Raw genomic sequence first — 22693 nt, 5'->3', positions numbered from 1 at the left:
AAGAGGCTGCCATCCCTTTTATAGGGGTGGTGGCCGCTTTGTATTTTTATAGGTAAAAAAATGATTCCAGTTATTGCATTGGTAGGTAGACCCAATGTTGGCAAGTCAACTCTCTTCAATCAATTGACGAGATCTCGTGATGCTTTGGTTGCCGATTATCCAGGCTTAACCCGTGACCGAAAATACGGTGACGGTAAACTTGGTGAACATGAATTTATCGTCATTGATACCGGTGGTATCAGTGGTGATGAGCAAGGTATTGATGAAAAAATGGCACGCCAGTCTTTGTTGGCGATAGAAGAAGCAGATGTTGTCTTGTTTCTTGTTGATGGCCGTCATGGCCTGAACCCTGCTGACGAGATGATCGCTAGTCATTTACGTCGTTCTAATAAGCAGGTTTCTCTTGTGGTGAATAAGACCGACGGTATCAATGAAGATATCGCTTTGGCTGATTTTTATTCATTAGGTTTTGGTGAGTTACACCCAATTGCTGCTTCTCATGGTAAGGGCGTACATGTCCTAATTGATAAGGTCATGTTGCCATTTGCAGAGCGTGTTGAAGAAGCCAAGAATCAAATTAGCATAGAGTCACGTGGCATTCGTATTGGTGTGGTGGGTCGTCCAAACGTGGGTAAATCTACATTGGTAAACCGCATGCTAGGCGAAGATCGTGTTGTGGTTTATGACATGCCAGGCACCACCCGTGACAGTGTTTATATTCCTTATGTGCGTAACGATAAAGAATATACTCTTATCGATACCGCAGGTATTCGTCGCCGTAAACATGTTAAAGAAGCGGTTGAGAAGTTTTCTATTGTTAAGGCTTTGCAAGCCATTCAAGATGCTAACGTAGTTATTGTAGTCATTGACTCCCATGAAGATTTGGTTGAGCAAGATCTACACATGATCGGTTATGTGTTGGATGCGGGGCGTGGTGTTATCATTGCCATCAATAAATGGGATGGTCTTAAAAAAGACGATCGTGAGCATATCAAGAGTGAAGTTGAGCGTCGTTTGGGTTTTGTCCCTTACGCTAAAGTGCATTACATCTCGGCCTTGCATGGTACTGGTGTCGGTGATTTGTACGATACGATTGAAAGTACTTACGAGTCTTGTTATGCCAAATGGACCACAAACCGTTTGACAAGAATTCTTGAAGATTCCATTGCAGAACACCAGCCTCCAATGGTGAATAGTCGTCGAATCAAGCTTCGATACGCTCACCAAGGTGGGTCAAATCCACCACGTATTGTAGTTCATGGTAATCAGACTGATTCTTTGCCAGGAAGCTATAAGCGTTATCTTGAAAATAAATTTAGAACTGTGCTGAACATTACTGGTACACCGATTATTTTTGAATTTAAATCGGCTGAAAACCCGTTTGCTCCTAAGAAATAATCGTTATTTTTAAAAGATAACTCAAGAATCTCTGAGTGCCTTTGTTATGCAGGGGGGCTTGGAGATTTTTTTATGTAAAATGTATGAAATCTCTTTCTAAATATAAGGTTATTCACTATTCTCGCGCCAATGGCATTAACTTTTTTATAAGCACTTTTTTTATAAGCATCGTTTGTACGTTTGCTTTCTTATTTTGTTCAAAGGACATCTATGAAAATCGCAATTCTTTCTCGTAATCCTCGACTTTATTCTACTCGTCGATTGGTTGAGGCAGGTGAACAGCTTGGGCATGAGGTAGATGTAATTGATACGATGCATTGTTATATGGACATTACAAGTAGCAACCCTTCCGTTCGTTACGACGGTAAGCCTCTGCCTAAGTATGATGCGGTTATTCCAAGAATTGGAGCATCAGTTACTTTTTATGGTACGGCTGTGGTTAGACAGTTTGAGATGATGGGCACTTACAGTATTAACGAGTCTGTGGCGATCAGTCGTTCACGTGATAAGTTAAGATCTTTGCAGCTTATGTCCCGTAAAGGCTTGGGTTTGCCTAAAACAGGTTTTGCGCACCATCCTGATAAGATAGGCGACTTGCTTAAAAATGTCGGTGGCGCGCCTGTAGTGATTAAGCTTTTGGAAGGTACTCAAGGTATTGGTGTCGTTTTGGCGGAGTCGAATAAGACTGCTGAGTCTATTATCGAAGCCTTTATGGGCTTAAAAGCTAATATCTTGGTGCAAGAGTATATCAAAGAAGCAGGTGGTGCTGATATTCGCTGTTTGGTAGTTGGTGGTAAAGTTATTGCTGCAATGAAAAGACAAGGTGCAGAAGGCGAGTTTCGCTCAAACCTTCACCGCGGTGGCACAGCGTCTTTAATTCGATTGTCACCTGAAGAAAGGCGTACCGCGGTAGAAGCTGCAAAAGTAATGGGCTTGAATATGTGTGGTGTGGATATACTAAGATCCAATAATGGCCCTCTTATTATGGAAGTTAACTCCTCACCTGGTTTAGAAGGTATTGAATCTGCAACCGGCAAAGACGTCGCTTCTATGATTATTAAGCACATTGAAAAAACGGCATTTTTGAGTAGCACAAAAACAAAAGGAAAAGGTTAATGGGGAAAGCAACTTTAACAATTGGCGGTGTAGAGATTCCGCTAGGTGGTACTGCTCGTATAAAACTGCCAATGGTAAAGTTGTATACGGACACGAACATGTCTATGCCGGTGTTTGTAAAGCGCGGCAAGCGTTCTGGTCCGACCTTGTTTATTAGCGCTGCGATTCATGGTGATGAGTTGAATGGTATCGAGATTATTAGTCGAATCATTCAAAGCAAATATCTTGAGAGTTTAAAAGGTACCTTGATCGCAGTGCCAATTGTTAACGGTTATGGCGTGTTGAGTCAAAGTCGTTATTTACCTGATAGGCGAGATTTAAATCGTTCTTTTCCAGGCTCTCAGCGTGGCTCCTTAGCGGGACGCGTTGCAGATCGTTTTTTGAGTGAGATTGTTTCTAAGGCAAATTACGGTATCGACCTTCATACGGGAAGTTTGCACCGTACCAACTTGCCGCAAGTGCGAGCGAATCTTGATGATCCTGAGACGCTGGCTATTGCAAGAGCCTTTGGTGTTCCTGTTTTGATGAACTCTAACCTTCGCGATGGCTCATTACGTGAATGTGCCAATGATGTTGGTGCTAAGGTTATTTTGTATGAAGCGGGTGAAGCGTTGCGCTTTGATGAGCTATCTATACGAGCTGGTGTGAAAGGTATTGTTGGAGTCATGAGGCATTTGGGAATGTTGCCTAAGTCGCGCAGTAAAAAGTCTCTGTCTGAGCCGAGAATTGCACGCAGCAGTAGTTGGATAAGAGCCACTGATAGTGGTTTTACAACACATATCAAAGAGCTAGGTGATCTTGTTGAGACCGGTGATGTGCTTGCTGAGATTAAAGATCCTTATGGTGATATTTTAGATAAGGTTTTGTGCAAAAATGGTGGGATTATTATTGGTAAGCAAAATATACCATTAGTTCAAGAAGGTGACGCTATGTACCATATTGCTCACTTTTCATCCCCAGATGAAGTGGCAGGACATGTGGAAAGTATGCAGGATGAGTTGATGGACAGTGAAGCGTCTTTGAATTTGATCGACTATAAGTCTTCTTGACTCGATGACTAATGTCATTTTTATTATAAATGTCATGACATAAGCATGAAACAAGTAATGATAGTGTCATCTTCACGTGCCATATCGTTTTTTCACTTTTTTTTCACTAAAATCTCAACTTCAAAAGTTGAGGTCTTTTCATGTTTATTCTTCGTGGTTTGGTTTATCTTTTTGCTGTTGCTGGCGTAGCTCAGCTTATCTCTTTGGAAGGGTATCAGTCGCTAACTGCTGCTGAATACAGTGAGCAAACTCTTACTGAGCATCTGCAAGACTTCATGTCTTTCTTTAGCTGCATGTTATTTCTTTATGCTGCGCGTTTAGACGCAAAATTAAATATAGCCGCGACATTGCTCGGAGCTTTGCTGGCGATGATGTTTGTGCGTGAATCTGATTCTTTATTGGATCAGTATGTGTTTGATGGGGCGTGGCAAAGCATTGTAAGTATTATATTTATATGTGTTTTAATTTTTCTATGGGGGCGGTTTTCTTCAATTTACGCTTCTTTAAAAGAATATTCTCTACAATCTAGCTTTGGTACTTTTCTCGCTGGATTTGTCACTATACTGGCGTTTTCTAGGTTGATGGGTCGTAGTTCATTTTGGCAGGCTGTAATGGGCGATTCCTATATGCGTCTTGTTAAGAATATTGTAGAAGAGGGGATTGAGACATTAGGTTATACCTTAATCTTAATCTCTGCTATTGAGTTGATTATTGCTTGTCGTAGACGCAGTAAGCTAGCAAAGATAGAGCATAACTAATTTCTAATGTAATGAAAAAAACGCGCCATGTTGAATAAGCATGACGCGTTTTTTTATGTCTGTCTCTTTGTGAACTTAATTTGGAGATAAGCTTACTGTTGGCGAGACTTTACTTTTGTCTTGCGGCGTTTTGCTGGAGCAGTTGGCCCACCATTAATACGGCTACTTGCAGGTTTGGCATCGTTGCTCGTTTTGCGGCGAGCTTTTTCTGCAGCGGCATTCTTCTCCATAGTTGGTCTGTTTGACGTATGGGAAGCGCCAGTAGCTTGGCCTGGTTTGGCTTTTTGAGGGCGACGATGGATCTGCTTATCTTTCTCTTCAGCTGGCACCAATTTGTTATCACCATGACCTATAAGGTCAGGGCGTCCCATTTTGATTAAAGTGTTGCGTAGGTCTTGCCAGTTGCTTGGATCGTGATAACGCAAGAAACCTTTTTGTACCGTACGTTGCTTGGCATCTTTGGGTGTATAAACGTCTTCGCTTTTATAGGTAACTGGTTTTAGTGGGTTTTTACCAGAATGATACATAGCTGTCGCTAATGACATGGGCGAAGGATAAAAGGTTTGTACTTGGTCCGGTTTGAAGTCGTTGGTTTTCAACCACACAGCAAGGTTAAGCATATCCTCGTCTGAACTGCCCGGATGGGCGGCGATAAAGTAAGGGATTAAATGCTGCTTCTTGCCTGCTTCTTTGGAATATTTATCAAACATGCGTTTGAAGCGGTCATATGTACCCATACCTGGCTTCATCATTTTTGATAAAGTGCCTTGCTCTGAGTGTTCTGGAGCAATTTTCAGTAAGCCACCAACGTGATGGGTGACGAGCTCACGAACGTACTCAGGATCTTCTACAGCAAGGTCATAACGTAAACCGGAGGCGATAGATACGGTATGAATACCTTCAACCGCACGAGTCTTACGATATAGTTGTGTTGTTGGGCTATGATCTGTATTCAAGTTGGAGCAAATGGTCGGATAAACACAAGACAGTTTACGGCACGACGCTTGTACTTCATCGTCGTTACAGTTCAGGGTGTACATGTTGGAAGTAGGTCCGCCAAGGTCAGAAATATGCCCTGTGAAACCTGGCACCTTGTCCTTGATATCTTCAATTTCCTTCAAAATTGATTCGTGTGAGCGAGATTGAATCACTCGTCCTTCATGCTCGGTAATCGAACAAAAAGTACAGCCACCAAAACAACCACGCATAATGTTGATCGATGTTTTGATCATGTCATAAGCAGGAATACGGGCTTTTTTGTATTTCGGGTGCGGCACACGTGCATAAGGTAAATCAAACACGCCGTCCATTTCAGGTGTTTCCAATGGAATCGGTGGCGGATTTACCCAGATTTCTTTCTTGCCATGTTTTTGAATCAGTGCGCGTGCGTTATGCGGGTTTGATTCAAGGTGCAAAATACGTGATGTGTGCGCGTATAAAACAGGGTCTTTAGAAACTTTTTCAAAAGAAGGTAAACGAATATAGGTTTTTTCAGGATCGAGCTTTTCGCCACGACGAAGTGGAGCAGGAATTACGCGAATAGGCATTACGTCGGACTCTTCTTCGTCCTTTGTCTGACACTTACCTTCTGGAATATATTCATAAGGGCTGTAAATTTGTTCTACTTTGCCGGGCCAATCCACACGAGTCGAATCGATTTCTGTATAGCCGCCAGGTGGGGTATTTCGAACAATAGTCGTGCCGCGAATATCGGTTAACTCATCAAGTGTTTTACCCATAGCCATCTGATGGGTTACTTCAATCATGGCGCGTTCAGCATTGCCGTAAAGTAAAATATCGGCAGTCGAATCGATTAGCACTGAACGGCGCACTTCATCACTCCAATAATCATATTGGGCAATACGGCGAAGGCTGGCTTCAATACCGCCAATCATCACTGGTACATCATGGAAGGCTTCTTTACAACGCTGAGAATAAACAATAACCGCGCGATCAGGACGTTTTCCGCCAATGCCATAAGGTGTATAAGCATCATCATTACGTACTTTCAAGTCGGCAGTGTAGCGGTTGATCAAGGAGTCCATATTGCCTGCAGTAACGCCAAAGTACAGGTTAGGACGACCAAGACGCATGAAATCTTCAGTGTTACGCCAATCTGGTTGATCGATGATGCCGACGCGATAACCTTGCGCTTCTAATAAGCGACCTAAAACCGCCATACCAAAACTAGGGTGATCCACATAAGCATCACCTGAAACTATGATTACATCACAGCTGTCCCAGCCAAGAGCGTCCATTTCTTCTCTTGTAGTTGGTAGGAAGGGCGAAACGCCATAACACTCAGCCCAATATAATGGGTAAGAAAAGAGTTCTTTGGCGGTTTTATGTCGTTTGATCATTGTTTACTCTTGGTATCGGGCGTAATGGCTAGCGATATTCTTTGTCATTACGAGGATACATGGCTTATCGGTGAAAAATTGTGCTGCATTATCCCAGAAAAAACCTAGGGTAGACAGCCTAATCTAGGTCTATTCAGGCTTATATTCTCTAAGGTTGAATACGCCATACACTTTCTTCAAATATGTTGTGTTCTTCCTCTTTATACTGAGGATTGGTCAGTGCTAGGTTTTCCGAGGCGATTTTCTGAATTTGACTCCCCCACAGTGATACAACACTATCTTCATTGACAGAAAACGGCGGACCTTGTTTGTCGCCATCATACTGTAATGAAACCAATAGCACACAAGCAGATGAAGACAAACGATCAAGTGTATGGGTAACATACTCTTTACGTTTTGAATCTGGCATGGCTATCATTGCTGCGCGATCATAACAGGCATCAAAATCGGTTTCGTTGAATTGAAAATAGTCACCCTCGACAATGCGTAGAGGCAATCCGTCAACACTATGAACTTTTAAATCGCCTTCTTGATGTGTTTCAAAGGCCAAATCGTTATCACCTAAAAACTGAATCACCGCTAGAGAAGATAGCTCAACGCCTGTAACCTGATAACCTTGCTCAGCTAACCAGATCATGTCATTGGACTTTCCACATAAAGGCACAAGAATTCGACTTCCTTTTGGCAAGACAGGCCAGAACTCTATTAGCTTTGGGTTGACGCCTTCTTGATGAAAGCCAATACGCCCTGTTTTCCATCGATCCAACCAAAATTCATTTGTAATCACGATAACCTCGTTAAATTAGGCTTGTTTATGTTCTATGTGTATTGTATTTGTCTTATTTTACGTCGAACAATTCGTAATGCAAAAAATCCATTATAGACGGCAAAAAAGTTTTTTAGCTGCCTATTTTTCGCATTTTACACATAGATTGTTGCAGTCTTCCATATGGAGTTTTTATGTCTTTAGACCACGCGCCAGATCATATCAAGCTGGCTGTTGATCTTATTGAGTTGCTTGAAAGTCACGATATTGATCCAAGTGTCGCTGTTGGTGCTTTGACCATTGCTTTGAGAGACTTTCAAGCGAAGCTTGAAAGAATAGATAAAGAGCAAGCGAAGCTTGAAAGAATAGATAAAGAGCAAGCGAAGCTCGAAAATACAGATAAAAAAGTAAGTGGAGCTTGAGTGAATAGACCAAGAAGAAACAAAATAGTTTCTCAGAGGCTTCATTCGAACTCGACGAGTTAAATTAAAATTGTTTTACCAATAGAATAAAAAAATAAGAGGTTCTATCTATGCAATTAATTGCACTTGTTGCCACAGCACTTGTCGCTCTTTTACATCTATACATTATGTACATCGAGATGTTTCTTTGGGATAAACCTAAAGGCATGAAAATATTTGGCTTGAAACCGGAATTTGCCAAAGCGAGCAAGGTAATGGCTGCGAACCAAGGGCTTTATAACGGTTTTCTTGCTGCGGGGTTATTGTGGGGGTTGTGGCTTGGTGTGGCAGGCTCACAGGTGACAGTTTTTTTTTTGCTTTGTGTGGTTGTTGCTGGTGTTTACGGTGCGATTACCTCAAGCAAGAAAATATTGTTTGTACAGGGATTGCCTGGGGTGATTGCTTTAATTGCGGTTTTATCAGCAGCTTAGCGAATACATTAAGAGGGGGAGGGTTATGTCGGTAAAAGAAAATATGCAGCTGATGGCGTCTTATAATCAATGGATGAATCAGGCTGTTTATAAAGCCGTTGGTGAGTTAAGTTATGCCGATCTAGTTGAAGATAAAGGTGCATTCTTTGGCTCTGTGCTAGGCACGCTTAATCACAATTTAGCGGCTGATATTATTTGGCTGAAACGCTTTGCAGACCATTTCATTGAGCTTTCTAGTCTAGATCTTGTTCGTGCGTTAGAGCGTCCGGCTGAGCTTAATACTCAGTTGTTTGATGATTTACTCTTATTGCAACGTAAACGTTTCGAGCTAGATAAGCAGATTATTACCATGATGGATGAAGTAACCGACGAGATGCTAGCATCGGCATTGGTATATAAAAATATGAAGGGGATTGATCATTCTCAACGGTTTGGTTTTACGCTGCAGCATTTTTTTAACCATCAGACCCATCATAGAGGGCAGATAACTACCTTGCTTTCACAAATGGGAATTGACGTTGGTATTACTGACTTGATAATCACCATTCCACGCATGTAATTGTTATAATGCGCATAAATCTTATTTAAAAAGAGTTCTATTGTGCACACACTTGACCAACTTAACCGTGGAGAGTTGAAAGGCATTGTTCGCCTGCAGCTATCTGAGAATTTAACAGTTTTTCCTGAGGCTATCTTTGATCTAGCTGAAAGCCTAGAAATTTTAGATTTATCGAATAACAGTTTAAGTGAGCTACCAGCAGATTTATCACGTTTTAAAAAACTTCGTATACTTTTTTGCTCGAATAATCGCTTCACGCAATTGCCAGAGGTTCTAGGGCAATGCGAGAACTTGGAGATGATTGGTTTTAAAAGCAATCAAATTACTAGCGTGTCTTCTGATTCGTTGCCGACATTGACCCGTTGGTTAATTCTTACCGATAACAAAATTGACTCTCTTCCAGAGGATTTTGGAAAGCTAATACGTCTACAGAAGCTGGCTTTGGCGGGAAATCGTTTAACATCACTGCCTGATTCTATCGTTAATTGTCGCAACCTAGAATTGGTTCGCCTTTCGGCTAATCAGCTGGTGGCTTTCCCTGATGCCTTATTGGAGTTGCCTCGTTTGGCTTGGTTGGCATTCTCTGGCAATCCATTTTGTGCCGAGCGTGATCCGCATAATGAATTTAAAACGGTGCAATTTCGTGATTTGGAATTGCATCAAGTATTGGGACAGGGAGCATCAGGTGTTATTTCCTTAGCGACTTGGCGTGAAAATACCTTTGATTTTTCAGAATCTGTAGCCATCAAGGTATTCAAAGGTGAGGTAACCAGTGATGGTTATCCTGAGGACGAACTTGATGCATGTCTTGCTGTCGGTAACCACAGTAATTTGGTTCAACCTTTGGCAAAAGTGACGGAGGCTGATTGTTCTGCACTGGTGATGGAGCTGATTCCTGCACATTATACGAATCTAGGTCAACCACCAAGTCTTGTGTCTTGCACACGCGATACTTTTGCGGTGGATCAGCAATTCTCGATAGATAAAATAATTCGAATTGTTGAGCAAGTAGATCAGTTAGTCGCGCATTTTTGTGAGAAAGAAGTCAGCCATGGCGATCTTTATGCCCATAACATCTTAATCAATGAAGAAGGTCATGTATTGTTTGGTGATTTTGGTGCGGCATCAAAATATGCTAATTTATCGCCTCAGCAGCAGAAAGGGATTGAGCGAATAGAGCGACGAGCTTTAGGCTTCTTTATCGATGATATGTTGAGCTTGTGTGTTGAAGAAGATCGAAATAGCGACCTTTATAAATTGCTACGCTCTCACGCATTTTCCTAGATTATAAAGTTGTTTTAAACCTTATTTGTTAGGTAAAAAGTGCCCCGCATCTCATGCTCATGAAATGCGGGGCACTTTTACGAACTTAGTACTCTCTTAACCAAACTTAGTGTTTTCTAAGCCAAATGCTTAGAGCATTTGTTTGGCTTTTTCTGTTAAGCGAATGGTTTGATCGCAAGCATTTGCCAGCTCAATACCTTTCTTAACAAAATGACGGCTGAAGTATTCTTTATGCTCGTCGTGCTCATGGAAGTTATGAGGTGTTAGTACCGCCGTTAGAACAGGTACTTCCGTTTCCAATTGAACTTGCATTAAGGCGTTACAAATTGCCTGAGCAACAAAATCGTGACGGTAAATACCACCATCTACAACCAATGCCGTACCTGCAATAGCGGAATATTGCCCACTTTTTGCTAGCAGTTTTGCTTGTAATGGAATTTCGTAGCCACCAGGTACGGAGATAACCTCAATTAAAGAAGCATCGTAACCGCGAGAGACTAGTTCGTTTTTAAAGCCTTCAACGCAATTTAATACAATATCTTCGTGCCAAGTAGCATGAAGAATAGCGATGCGTTTTGTAGCAGGAGTGAAATCAATGTTATTCGTTGAGCTCTGATTCATTTTTTAATCCTAAATATCTAAGGTGAATCAGGGCGAACGGGCAGGCAAATACACCACTTTTAAATGGCATACCTTAAATCGGGCGTAGCAAAAGTTGCTAAGCCAATATAGGTCTTGTCTGACGCGCTCTCTATCATCCGGACTATAACCGTCGGCTCTGGAATCACACCAGATCTGCTGACCCTAAAAGAAAGGCTTCTTAAAGGCGCTCGCGGGCTTAGATTTTAGTTTAAACAAAGTCTTTACCGCCGGTGGGGAATTTCACCCCGCCCCGAGAACGAAGTCGGATAAATCCGACTGGTGAAATATACTCGTTTTCATCCTTGACTGTCAAAGAGTCTGCTCTTGTCAATTGTGGCGATTTTGTGACAATTTTGCCGTTAATTAATGGTTTAAATAACAAAAAGTAACTAATAACTGATAGTGCTTGGTAGAGCTTATTATCTAGCGCTATATAATATGAGCTGTTAAAATTCAGATTGCTCACTATAATGACCTTTTAGTCAAGAATGGTGTATCGGAAAAGTGGTTCTAGAATGGAGTCTCATATAGTGCACATTAAAAAGTTGCTTCTACAAAGCGTCCTGCTTGGTTCTTCTTTATTTGGACTAGCTGCTTGCAGCTCAGTTAATAAAAACGTTGCTCCAGATGAAGATACATATGAGATAGAAGACGTTGCTCAAACCAATGAGGCTGATTATCTCTGCAATAACATGCCTTTAAATATATTTTTTCATGCCGAACAAGCCCAGTTATCTTGGAAAGAAAAAACCTATGTACTTACTCATGCAATAAGCGCCTCTGGTGCATTTTATTTGGGTGAAGGCCTATCTTTTTGGATTCATGGTGATGAAGCTGAATTAGAGTTTAATGGCGTAGAAAGAAATCATTGCCGCCTTGTTCGTGTTGAATCCTAAACCTGAACATCACTCATTCTAAATAGTGGTGTTTTCATCCCGTCAAATTTGCAATCCGTGTACAATGGCCTCATTCGCGTCCTGTGGCGCTTGATTATATTGTAGAGAATGCATGAGCAAGTTATTTGTAATGGGTATGGGGCCCGGTGATTTAGGCTTGGTGGCACCGAATGCCACCAAAGCATTGGCAGTTTGCAGTGATTGGGTTGCTTACGGCTACTATTTAGATTTACTGGGTGAGCTAAGCGAAGGAAAAACCTTTCATAATCTGCCATTAGGTGAAGAAATAGGCCGCGCACGCTTGGCTCTTGACTTGGCTGCGCAAGGAAAAAATACTGCTTTGATTTCCAGCGGTGACATTGGCATTTATGCAATGGCGACTTTGGTATTTGAATTGCTGGATATGCAGTTACAAGGCAAAGAAAATCATCCTGAATGGCTGGATGTGGATATTGAAGTTATCCCAGGTATTTCTGCTATGCAAGCGGGCGCTAGCCGAGTTGGCGCCATGCTTGGCCACGACTTCTGCACTATTTCATTGTCTGATTTATTAACTCCTTGGGAAACCATCGATAAGCGCTTGCATGCTTGTGGCGCTGGCGATTTTGTTGTGTCTTTTTACAACCCCGTTTCGAAAAAACGCGATTGGCAATTGAACCACGCTCGTGATGTTTTGTTGCAATATCGTCCTGCTACCACACCAGTCATGATTGGCCGTCAATTAACTCGTCCTGAAGAAGATATTACCTTTACGACGCTTGGCGAATTAGATGCCAAAGACGTGGATATGTTTACCATGGTTAGTGTCGGGAACTCCGACACCAAACACATAGTCAATGGTGAGAAGAATTGGATTTACACGCCGCGCGGCTATTCTAAGAAGCTTTAAGAGCTCTTATAAACGTTTTAGCTCTTTATAAAATATAAGGGAAATAAATGAAGGTTTACTTTATTGGCGCAGGCCCAGGCGATCCAGACTTGATGACGGTAAAAGCCGTCAAAACCATGGAACGTTGTCCGATTGTTCTTTATGCGGGTTCTTTGATTCCACCGCAGGTGATTGATAGTGTTCGTGGTTCAGCAGAGGCAATTTACGATACAGCGGAAATGAATTTGGATGAAACAACAGCAGTCATCGAAAAAGCCGCGCAAGAAGGCAAAGACGTTGCCCGTTTGCAGTCTGGTGATCCGGCTCTTTATGGCGCGATTGGCGAGCAAATTCGTCGTTTGGAAGCCTTAGATATTGATTACGAAGTGATTCCGGGTGTCAGTGCGGTTGCGGCATCGGCTGCGTTATTGCGTAAAGAACTGACGTTATCTGGTGTTTCACAAACCGTAATTATGACTCGTTATGAAGGTAAAACTCCCTTCCCAGAACGAGAGCGTTTGCCAGCTTTGGCGCAAAGTGGCGCGACGTTAGCGATTCATCTTGGTATCACTCGTATCCATAAAATCGTCGAAGAACTCATTCCTCATTATGGCGAAGATTGCCCTGTTGCTGTGTGTTATCGCACTAGTTGGCCAGATCAAGATTATGTTGTGGGAACTTTAGCGGATATTGTTGCCAAAGTAAGAGAGAAAAAATTCACTCGTACCAGTTTGATATTGGTCGGAAAGGTATTAGACACGGAAGATTTCGCGGATTCCTATTTATATGATAAAGGACAAGCGCATATCTTTCGTAAGATACACAAGTCTAAGAAAACATAATTTTAAAATACTATCCCTGAAAGTAAGAAGGATGAATCATGCAGTTGAATAAAATTCCAACAACAATTGTGACTGGCTTTTTGGGCAGTGGTAAAACAACGTTATTATCTAATGTGCTAAAGCAAGCGGCTGGAAAGCGTATTGCCGTGATCGTCAATGAGTTTGGCGAACTAGATATCGATTCTGATCTATTGCGCTCTTGTCCTCTTGATTGCCCAGAAGGTGTAGAAGAGGGAAGCCAGCGTAGTGACGACGGTTTTTACGAACTGGCGAATGGTTGTATTTGCTGCACCGTAGAAGAAGAGTTTTTGCCAGTGATGCAGCAGCTGGTTGCTCGTCGTGGTGATATTGATCATATCTTGATTGAAACCAGTGGCTTGGCGTTACCAAAGCCTTTGGTGCAAGCCTTCAACTGGCCGGGAATTAAAGAGCATTGCACAGTCGATGCAGTGATTACCGTGGTGGATGGTGCAGCAGTAGCGGCAGGCCGCTTTGCTCATGACGAAGACAAAGTACAAGCACAACGTCAAGCTGACGAAAGTCTGGATCATGATCCTAGCTTGCAAGAATTGCTGGATGATCAGTTAAGCGCGGCTGACTTAGTTGTGGTCAGTAAAAATGACTTGTTGAACGATGAAGAGCGTGCTCGTGTGCAAGCGATTATTGCTCATGAAGTGCCAAGTACAGTCAAAACTGTTTATATCGAAAACGGCGAAGCCGCGTTGGATGTCTTGCTAGGTATTGACGCTGCAACAGAAAGCCGAATTGACGAAGTACATAACCACCACGATCATCATCATGCCCATGGCGCGCATCACGATCATGCTCATGATCATTTTGATTCTTTTGTCGTGACATTGGGTGAGGTTCAGTCTGATCTTTTGCAAGAAACCCTGACTCAACTTGTGGAAGAACACAACATCTTCCGTGTCAAAGGCTTTGCGGCAGTACATGGCAAACCAATGCGCCAAGTGTTTCAAGTGGTAGGAACTCGTCTAGATCGCTACTTTGATCGCCTATGGCAACCTGAAGAAGTGCGCAAAACGCAGTTAGTGTTTATCGGTAAAGGCATCAGTAAAGAGCAGATTGAGAATATTCTTCATGATGCTTTGAGTGCTTGATATTTGAACGAAGCGGCTGCGCTCGTGACGCTGTGGATAAGAGTCGAATAATCTGATGACAAGATTGATTTAGTAAACAAACTGGAGAAATAGTGCACTTATTAGCAGCCAAACCGGGTGGCTTTGTTGACGATGAAGGGATTGTCGATCTTAGGCAAACACCTGCGGACTTAGTGATTTTGGCCGCGGCTGATAGTGTGCTCGGTGCGCTTGGTAGCGCTCTTGATCAGATCCTTTCTCTTCATCGTGCCAATGATGGATGGGACAACACACGATTACCGAGTGTTCGCCTTGCCAATTGGATGCAGTTGGTCAAACCTGCCGCTTACGATTTATACGAACACAAGGTGATCGATCACGCTAAAGTGGTCGTCGTTTCACTACTCGGTGGCGAGCACTATTGGGCGTATGGTTTTCAGCGCTTACAAGACTGGGCGAAAGCGAAAGCTGGCCGAATACTGATTGTGGTGCCGGGGGATGACTCGCAAGATCCATCACTAATGAACGTCTCCACCGCGAAACCAGAAGACTGCCATCGAGTGTGGCGCTACTTGCGTGAAAGTGGACAAATAAATGCTCAGCAGTTGTTCTATTTTCTCGCAGAGCGTTACTTTGGGAAGCCTTTTTCTTGGCAAGAGCCAGCCCCTTTACCCAGTACGCTAATCTATCATGCAGGTTATTCGACGGGGTTTGCTCAGTGGCAGAGCCACTATTCAGAGCCATTAGCAGACGCTCGTCCTGTCGCTATTCTGGCGTTTTATCGTTCTCATTTACAGAGCGGTAACACCGCTATGTTTGATGGTCTGATTGAGATTTTAGAGCAAGAAGGGCTGGTGCCCTTGGCCGTGGCGGTGAGTTCACTCAAAGATGATGTGTCGGTGGGTCTGATCGAATCATTAGTGGAGCGTACCCAAGCTAAGGTCATTTTAAATACCACAGGCTTCGCGGCGAATCGTGTCGGGAGCCCTGATTTAGCCTCTGAACCGACGGATTTTCAATCTGCCTTTGCTTCGCCCATTCCGGTTTTGCAGTTGATTCTTTCTGGTAGTACCGAAGACGATTGGCAAGCGCAAACCCAAGGCTTACGCAGCCGTGATGTAGCCATGCAAATCGTTTTGCCGGAAATGGATGGACGCATTATTACTCGTGCTGTCAGTTTTAAAGCTTTAAGTCATTACAACGATATCGCCCAAGTAGATTTAGTGCGTTACGAATTGCATGAAGAGCGTGCGCGTTTTGTCGCTCAACTTGCCAAGCGTTTTGCGAATTTAGCCAGCAAACCAAACCACGAAAAGCGCATCGCTTTTGTTTTAGCCAATTACCCAACCAAAGACGGTCGTATTGGCAATGGTGTGGGTTTGGATACGCCCGCCTCGACGGTGAATTTATTAAAAGCGCTAGAGAGTGCAGGTTATCCGATTGAGAATATTCCCGATCATGGTAATGCCTTGATCGAAGAATTACTTGGTGCGGTTACCAACAATCCTAACACCTTGCATGAACGTGGTTGCTGGCAAAGCCTCGCCTTAGAAGACTACTTAAAGTACTTTTATCTGCTCCCGTTGGAATGCCAAAACGCAGTTTGGGATCGTTGGGGACCCCCAGAAGACGATCACAAATGCCGCGAGCAAAATGGTCAGCGTCGTATCATGTTGGCTGGGATTCGCTTAGGTGAAACCTTTATCGGTATTCAGCCTGCCCGTGGTTTTAATCTAGATCTTGCGGCGAACTATCATGACCCTGATTTGATTCCGCCTCATAGCTATTTGGCTTTTTACTTTTGGTTGCGTCATGTCTATCAAGTGGATGCTTTTGTACATGTGGGTAAGCACGGTAACCTCGAATGGTTGCCGGGCAAAGGAACTGCCTTGTCGGCTTCTTGTTGGCCAGATATTGCTCTAGGTCCGATGCCGCATTTTTACCCTTTTATCGTCAATGATCCGGGCGAGGGCGCGCAAGCCAAGCGCAGGACTCAAGCAGTGATTATCGATCACCTTATGCCGCCCATGACCCGTGCCGAAACCTATGGCGACATGGCCGAGCTCGAAAACTTAGTAGACGAATATTACCAAGCCATGGGCATGGACGTGCGCCGAGAAGCCTGGCTGCGCGAGCAAATTCTCAAAAAAGTTCAAGAGTCCCATTTGTTAGAAGAGCTTACCGGCGTTGAATCTGGTAATGACGATGCTGTGCTGGAAGAGCTAGATACGTATTTATGTGAGATAAAAGAAGCACAAATTCGTCATGGTTTGCATCGTCTAGGAGAATTGCCCGAAGACGATAAGCTCGCTGATACACTGGTGGCTTTGTTACGTTTACCGCGCGGTAGTGAGATAACCAGCCAAGGGATACTTCATGGGTTAGTCAATGATTTTTCATTGGAACAAGACGATTTTGATCCGATGAAAAGTGAGCGTACGCTTTGGCTTGGCAATAAGCCCGAGCTTCTACAATCCATTAGTGAACTAGTTTGGCGCACCCATGCGGATACCAAAGAGCGTTTAGAGCTATTGGCTAAATCGCTGGTGAAAAGTCATTTGATTGGTGACGATTCAACAGATGAGTTAGCAACAAAGTTACCTCAAACAGCCGCGATACTGGCTCACAGTAAAAAGCGTTTGTTAGTCGCTTTACAGCAAAGCGCGCATGATGAAATTCAAGCGTTAATAACTGGTTTGGCGGGTGGCTTTATTCCCCCCGGCCCAAGTGGCGCGCCGACACGAGGCAGACTCGATACCTTACCAACAGGGCGTAATTTTTTCTCTGTCGATAACCGGGCGATTCCGTCGCCTGCGGCCTGGGCGATTGGTCAGATGTCGGCCGAAGCGCTGATTCAACGACACTTACAAGAACATGGTGATTACCCGACAGATCTAGGCTTGTCCGTTTGGGGAACCGCTACCATGCGAACGGGCGGCGATGATATTGCTCAAGCTTTTGCGCTGATGGGTATTCGTCCGATTTGGGCGCCAGGATCAAACCGTGTGACGGACTTTGAAATCTTGTCTTGTATGCAATTAGGCCGTCCACGAGTGGATGTGACTTTGCGAGTCTCCGGCTTCTTTCGTGATGCTTTTGCCAACGTAATGCGACTCTATGATGCGGCCGTGCAAGCCATCGCAAGCTACCAAGAACCCGGTACAGGCAATGTGATTCGTGCCAATGTGGAAGCGCGAAAAAGCAAACTACTTGCTCAAGGCATGAGTGAAGTTGAGGCGAATCGTCAAGCGACTTATCGTGTATTCGGAAGTAAACCTGGGGCTTATGGTGCGGGGTTGCAAGGTCTTATTGATGAGCGTTGTTGGGACACCAAAGCGGATCTTGCCGAAGCGTATGTAAACTGGGGCGGTTATGCTTATGGTTCTTATAGCGATGACACTGATAACGATGGCGTTAAGAGCCAAGGCGAAGGTGTCGAAGCGAAAGACGCCTTTGTTGAGCGCTTGTCTCAACTGGATGCGGTGGTGCAAAACCAAGATAACCGCGAGCACGATATTCTCGATTCAGACGATTATTATCAATTCCAAGGAGGCATGACCAACGCTGTCACCGAGTTTAGTGGTCAAGCGCCGAGCGTTTATCATAGTGATCACTCTAACCCGAGCTCGCCAAAAATTAGGACCTTAAAAGAAGAGTTGAATCGTGTGGTGCGCTCACGAGTGCTGAATCCTAAATGGATCGAAGCTATGCAAACCCATGGCTACAAAGGCGCGTTTGAAATGACCGCTACCGTGGATTATTTATTTGCTTACGATGCGACCACCGATCTGGTGGCCGATTATCAATACGAGCAAGTTACCGATCGATTGTTGCTTGATCCAGAAAACCAAGCCTTTATGCGTGATAATAATCCCCATGCGCTAGAAGAAATGGGTGAGCGCTTATTAGAAGCCATACAGCGTGGCATGTGGCAAAATGCCGATGAGCACCGTGAAAAAATTCAATCCTTGTTGCTTGATTTAGATCAGCAACAAGAACAACGTCAGTGATCTTGGGCAGAAGATCTATTGTAACCTTGCTGGTCGAGTCTACACTCACTACCAGCTGAGATGATTAAAGTAGAGAGAAATGATGAGTAATAAAGAACAGGCCAAAAAGGGCATTATGATTTGTGGTCACGGCAGTCGTGATAAAGACGCTGAGCGTGAATTTGGCCTAGTGGCGAAAGGACTTAAAGCGCGTTATCCAGACCTTCCTGTGGAATACGGCTTTTTAGAGTTTTCTGCACCGAATATTCATATGGGATTAGACAGCTTAGTGAGTCAAGGTGTAGAAGAAATCTACGCTGTGCCAGGTATGCTGTTCGCTGCTACCCATGCGAAAAACGACATTCCTTCTGTGTTGACGACGTATGAAGAAAAACACCCAGGTTTAAAAATCACTTATGGGCGTGAATTAGGCCTACAAGATGACATGATCGAAGCGTTCCAAGCGCGTATTTATGAATCCCTTGGTCTTGATCCAGAAAATCCACCAGAAACTCTTTATGACACCCTTTTGGTGGTAGTTGGTCGTGGTACATCTGATACTTCTGCCAATGCCGAAGCGGCTAAGTTGACGCGTATCGTTAACGAAAACATGGGCTTTGGATGGGCGGATACTGTCTATTCTGGTGTGACTTACCCTTCTGTTGGTGTGGGCCTTGAAAAGCTAATGAAACTTGGCTTTAAGCGTATTGTTGTCGCACCATATTTCTTGTTCACTGGTCGTTTGATCAAGCGTATTCAAGGTTATGTGGACAAGGTGGCTCAAGAAAATCCAGAAGTAACTTTCGTTCAAACACCTTATTTGAATGATCATCCTCGTGTAATTGATGCCTTCCAAAACCGTGTGAAAGAAATTATGCAGGGCGAATTACAAACGGGTGAAGAAACCCTAATGAACTCCTTCAAACGACGTCTTGCAGCAGGCGAAGTGGATGTTCACCATCACCACGCAGAATTTGTTGATCCGCAAGACGATACACAAGGCTTATCGGAATTCGATACAAAACACTTTACCAATTTGGTCCAAGCTTTAGATCATTCAGAAAAGCGTCACTCTGTTGTTCTTAAGCATCAGGATCACTCCCATTCTCAAGGGAATGGTCATTCACACGATCACTCTCATGGACACAGCCATTCGCACGATCATTCACATGGTCATAGCCATTCTCATGGACACTCACATGGCGTGTACAAACACATTGGTCATCCAATGGGTCCACGTACCATGATTGGCGAGGGGATCTGCTGCTGCTTTATGAGTCAGTTTACCGACGAAATTCTGGCAGAAGAGAAAGATAAAATCGAAGGTGACTGCACGAAAATGGCATTTGCTCATAGGTAGATAATATTTTCTAGCCAAAAAAAACCAGAGTGCATGCTCTGGTTTTTTTATGTTTTATAAAACGGGTTACTGAGCCGTTGCACTTTCTGTTTGTACTGTTTCTGTCTTAACCTCTGCTGGAGCTTTTGTCTCTACTTTCGCTTCTTCTGCTTTTAGGTTTTCTTGTTCTGCTGTTGCTTGTTTCGCTTTAGCTACCTTTTCTAACGCCGCTTTCTCTGCTGCTATTTTTTCTGATGATAGGTCCGCTAATGATTTTTTTGCATCAGCTAAGTTAGCGTTTAGGGTGTTAATTTTTTCTTTTAGAAGTTCGACGTAGGATTTTTGATCTTTCAGTTCTTTGCGTAGTTGCTGCTGTGCTTGAATAGACGCTTCTTGATCTTTTAGATTGGACTCGATGAATGCTACTAATACTTTTCCTTGGTCTTCGAAAGCTAAATCCCGACGATCTTCAGCATTAAGAGCATTGCTGATTTCAAGCAGTATGTTTTCGTAGATGATGGCATAGTCTTCATAATCTTTTTGTTGCAGTGCTTTAAGCTGTTTAACGGTTAGTGCTATTTGTTCAGCTCTGTTAATTGAAAACATTGCTGCTTCAGCTTGCAATTTGATTTTATCGATGGATCTTGGTTCTGCTGCAATAAATGCGGTTGCTGCCGTTAGTGATGCAGAAGCTTGAGATAAAGATTTTGGGGCATGTTGAGCTGTTCCCGCTTTGACGAGTCTGTCTAGTTCTTTTTTAGCGTCGGTAAGATAGATAGCTGTGACTGTTTTTATTTCTAGTGCTTGTTGTTTGGCTACTAACGTCGGTTGGGCGCTAATTGCAGCTTCAACTTTATCGTTTGAGACTTGGTCTACCAGTTTTTTAAGATCATTTTCTAGCTCTTTAACTGTGCTTGGGAAGTATTTTTGAGCATCAATTTTTTTAAGTTGTGTACGATATTCAAATGCTTCTGCTAACACCGATAGCGCTGCAGCTTTAATGTTAACTGCTTTTGTCATGTGTTCATTGAATTTGCTGATACCTTCTTCTGCAGCAGCAATGTTGGTTGTCGAACTAAAAAAGCCTGTGCTGCTATTTGCTTCTGAAGGATTAAATTCAAATTTTGCGTAGTACACTTTCGCTTCAGCTAATGCTTTGTTTGCATCTGTTACTTCTTCTGTAGCAAACCAATCTAGTTCTTCTTCTATGCCTTGCGCCATTTTCTTATTGGCAGCATCAATAGTTTGCTTGAGGTTGTTTATTTGAGTAATTGTCTCTGATTGTTTTGCATCGGCAGCTAGGTTTGAGGCAGAGTCTGGATTGGACGCACAACCAGCAAGAGTTAGTGTAATTACAGCGGTTATTGCTGCAAATTTTAGTTCCTTTTTCATTACGATGTTCCTTGGCTAGATTCTAAAGAGGGGGATCGAGAGCGTTAAGATATTGTAAGGATTTTATTTTAATTGTGTAAGTCTTGAGGGCTGGTATTTATTCTAATCAGGGTGCTTTTATTGAATGGGCTTTCTTAGATAAAAAATAACCCCGCAAATGCGAGGTTATTTCGAGTGATGGATCGCTAATCTTAATTAGCTATTAAAGTGTAAAAGGGCGGTCGCCGTTTTCGTCTTTAATACGAGTTGGAAGCCCCATCTCATTTAGCAAACCCAAGAAAGGTTTAGGATCAAGTTGCTCTACGTTGCGCATTTCCTTTGCATCCCAAGTACCATTGGCAACTAAAATTGCAGCAGCAACAGGAGGTACACCAGCAGTATAAGAAATTCCTTGGCTACCTACTTCGTTATAAGCTTCTTTATGGTCAGCTACGTTATAGATGAATACTTCTTTGTCTTTGCCGTCTTTTTTGCCTTTTACCACATCACCAATGCAAGTCTTACCTGTATAAGCAGGTGCAAGAGAAGATGGATCAGGAAGTACTGCTTTTACAACTTTAAGTGGAATAACTTCTAAGCCTTCGGCTGTCTTAACTGGCTGCTCAGATAGCAAGCCTAGATTTTTAAGAACGGTGAAAACGTTGATGTAATGCTCGCCAAATCCCATCCAAAAACGTACGTTTGGAACGTTTAGGTTTTGAGAAAGTGAATGCACTTCATCATGGCCTGTCATGTAAGTCGTTTGTGAGCCAACCACTGGAAGGTCATCTGTACGGCTAACTTCAAACATTTTGTTTTCTTGCCATGCGCTGTCTTGCCAAGAGTAAACACGTCCGGTGAATTCACGGAAGTTGATCTCAGGATCAAAGTTAGTGGCGAAGTATTTGCCATGGCTACCAGCGTTCACGTCGATGATGTCGATGGAGTCAACGGAGTCTAAATAGTCGTTATAAGCAAGCGCTGCATACGCGTTTACGACACCTGGATCAAAGCCCACACCTAGAATGGCGGTGATGCCTTTTTCTTTACAGGCATCGCGACGTTTCCACTCGTAGTTGGCGTACCAAGGTGGTGTTTCACAAATTTTGCTTGGATCTTCGTGGATGGCTGTATCTAAATAAGCCGCACCTGTTTCCATGCAAGCTTCAAGTACAGACATATTAACGAAAGCTGAACCTACGTTAATGACGATTTGTGATTCGGTTTCTTGAATCAATTTAATCGTTGCTGGCACGTCAAGAGCGTCTAGGGCGAATGCTTGAATGCGGCCCTCTACCTTCATGCTGCCTTTGTCGAGGACACTGGATACAATATCGTCGCATTTCGTAACGCTGCGCGAAGCAATTGCGATATTGCCCAGTGTGTCATTGTGTTGGGCGCATTTATGTGCCACAACACGTGCCACGCCTCCGCCGCCAATAATGAGTACATTTTTTTTCATGG

At 43.3% G+C, this 22693-nt stretch carries 19 protein-coding genes and 1 riboswitch; of the genes, 14 read left to right on the top strand and 5 right to left on the bottom strand.

Features of this window, described 5'->3' with window-relative positions:
- Positions 1-60 precede the first annotated feature (60 nt).
- The 4 genes from der (at position 61) to TY87_RS19770 (ending at position 4321) form a co-directional block, all read left to right on the top strand.
- Entirely contained in the window at positions 61-1398 is a 1338-nt protein-coding gene (der, locus tag TY87_RS19785) for a ribosome biogenesis GTPase Der (protein ID WP_072837715.1), read from the top strand.
- Positions 1399-1608: 210 nt separating this feature from the next.
- Positions 1609-2514 (top strand): 30S ribosomal protein S6--L-glutamate ligase, encoded by a 906-nt coding sequence (rimK, locus tag TY87_RS19780; RefSeq protein ID WP_012069075.1) that lies wholly within the window; start codon positions 1609-1611, stop codon positions 2512-2514.
- Complete coding sequence (locus tag TY87_RS19775; RefSeq protein WP_072837716.1) at positions 2514-3563, top strand: succinylglutamate desuccinylase/aspartoacylase family protein; 1050 nt, start codon at positions 2514-2516, stop codon at positions 3561-3563. The genes rimK and TY87_RS19775 overlap by 1 nt, the downstream gene beginning before the upstream one ends.
- A gap of 140 nt (positions 3564-3703) precedes the next feature.
- Positions 3704-4321 carry a hypothetical protein gene (locus TY87_RS19770; RefSeq protein WP_100188374.1) on the top strand — a complete coding sequence of 206 codons (618 nt, stop codon included), beginning with the start codon at positions 3704-3706 and terminating at the stop codon, positions 4319-4321.
- Positions 4322-4413: 92 nt separating this feature from the next.
- On the opposite strand, the gene TY87_RS19765 is transcribed toward TY87_RS19770, so the two are convergent.
- Together TY87_RS19765 and tmpT are read right to left on the bottom strand one after the other, a co-directional pair.
- Positions 4414-6681: a YgiQ family radical SAM protein gene (locus tag TY87_RS19765; protein WP_100188373.1), complete on the bottom strand. Its 2268-nt coding sequence runs from the start codon at positions 6679-6681 to the stop codon at positions 4414-4416.
- A 148-nt stretch (positions 6682-6829) separates the two neighbouring features.
- Positions 6830-7468, bottom strand: a complete 639-nt coding sequence (gene tmpT, locus TY87_RS19760; RefSeq protein ID WP_100188372.1) for a thiopurine S-methyltransferase — start codon at positions 7466-7468, stop codon at positions 6830-6832.
- A gap of 173 nt (positions 7469-7641) precedes the next feature.
- Here tmpT and TY87_RS19755 point away from each other — a divergent pair, with 173 nt between their 5' ends.
- The 4 genes from TY87_RS19755 (at position 7642) to TY87_RS19740 (ending at position 10182) form a co-directional block, all read left to right on the top strand.
- A complete protein-coding gene (locus TY87_RS19755; protein WP_100188371.1) occupies positions 7642-7869 on the top strand; it encodes a DUF2496 domain-containing protein in 228 nt (75 codons plus the stop codon).
- A gap of 110 nt (positions 7870-7979) precedes the next feature.
- On the top strand, positions 7980-8339 hold the full coding sequence (locus tag TY87_RS19750) for a DUF1304 domain-containing protein (RefSeq protein WP_072837721.1): 360 nt from the start codon (positions 7980-7982) through the stop codon (positions 8337-8339).
- A 25-nt stretch (positions 8340-8364) separates the two neighbouring features.
- Positions 8365-8898 (top strand): DinB family protein, encoded by a 534-nt coding sequence (locus TY87_RS19745; RefSeq protein ID WP_072837722.1) that lies wholly within the window; start codon positions 8365-8367, stop codon positions 8896-8898.
- Between the two features lie 42 nt (positions 8899-8940).
- The gene (locus TY87_RS19740) at positions 8941-10182 is read left to right on the top strand and encodes a leucine-rich repeat-containing protein kinase family protein (protein WP_100188370.1); all 1242 of its coding nucleotides are present in this window, start codon (positions 8941-8943) and stop codon (positions 10180-10182) included.
- A 129-nt stretch (positions 10183-10311) separates the two neighbouring features.
- On the opposite strand, the gene TY87_RS19735 is transcribed toward TY87_RS19740, so the two are convergent.
- Positions 10312-10803, bottom strand: a complete 492-nt coding sequence (locus TY87_RS19735; RefSeq protein WP_072837724.1) for a 6,7-dimethyl-8-ribityllumazine synthase — start codon at positions 10801-10803, stop codon at positions 10312-10314.
- 121 nt (positions 10804-10924) lie between these two features.
- A riboswitch (FMN riboswitch) is annotated at positions 10925-11086 on the bottom strand.
- Between the two features lie 268 nt (positions 11087-11354).
- Between TY87_RS19735 and TY87_RS19730 the strand changes: the two genes are divergently transcribed.
- From TY87_RS19730 to TY87_RS19705, 6 genes are all read left to right on the top strand, one after another.
- Entirely contained in the window at positions 11355-11720 is a 366-nt protein-coding gene (locus tag TY87_RS19730) for an MliC family protein (RefSeq protein WP_157789926.1), read from the top strand.
- Positions 11721-11832: 112 nt separating this feature from the next.
- Positions 11833-12609 carry a precorrin-3B C(17)-methyltransferase gene (cobJ, locus tag TY87_RS19725; protein ID WP_072837726.1) on the top strand — a complete coding sequence of 259 codons (777 nt, stop codon included), beginning with the start codon at positions 11833-11835 and terminating at the stop codon, positions 12607-12609.
- A gap of 47 nt (positions 12610-12656) precedes the next feature.
- Positions 12657-13430 (top strand): precorrin-4 C(11)-methyltransferase, encoded by a 774-nt coding sequence (cobM, locus tag TY87_RS19720; protein WP_072837727.1) that lies wholly within the window; start codon positions 12657-12659, stop codon positions 13428-13430.
- 38 nt (positions 13431-13468) lie between these two features.
- On the top strand, positions 13469-14551 hold the full coding sequence (cobW, locus tag TY87_RS19715) for a cobalamin biosynthesis protein CobW (RefSeq protein ID WP_100188369.1): 1083 nt from the start codon (positions 13469-13471) through the stop codon (positions 14549-14551).
- Positions 14552-14643: 92 nt separating this feature from the next.
- Complete coding sequence (gene cobN / locus TY87_RS19710) at positions 14644-18540, top strand: cobaltochelatase subunit CobN (RefSeq protein WP_100188368.1); 3897 nt, start codon at positions 14644-14646, stop codon at positions 18538-18540.
- 82 nt (positions 18541-18622) lie between these two features.
- Positions 18623-19879, top strand: coding sequence for a sirohydrochlorin chelatase (locus TY87_RS19705; RefSeq protein WP_100188399.1), 1257 nt, complete (start codon positions 18623-18625; stop codon positions 19877-19879).
- 66 nt (positions 19880-19945) lie between these two features.
- On the opposite strand, the gene TY87_RS19700 is transcribed toward TY87_RS19705, so the two are convergent.
- On the bottom strand, positions 19946-21250 hold the full coding sequence (locus TY87_RS19700) for a hypothetical protein (protein WP_100188367.1): 1305 nt from the start codon (positions 21248-21250) through the stop codon (positions 19946-19948).
- A gap of 202 nt (positions 21251-21452) precedes the next feature.
- On the bottom strand, positions 21453-22691 hold the full coding sequence (locus tag TY87_RS19695; protein ID WP_072837732.1) for a saccharopine dehydrogenase family protein: 1239 nt from the start codon (positions 22689-22691) through the stop codon (positions 21453-21455).
- Positions 22692-22693 lie beyond the last annotated feature (2 nt).

Origin of the sequence: Marinomonas sp. BSi20584, from assembly GCF_002792415.1 — a bacterium.
Classification (GTDB): domain Bacteria; phylum Pseudomonadota; class Gammaproteobacteria; order Pseudomonadales; family Marinomonadaceae; genus Marinomonas; species Marinomonas polaris.
Note: the sequence above shows the minus strand (reverse complement) of the source record. Positions and strands in the feature narration are given on the sequence as shown.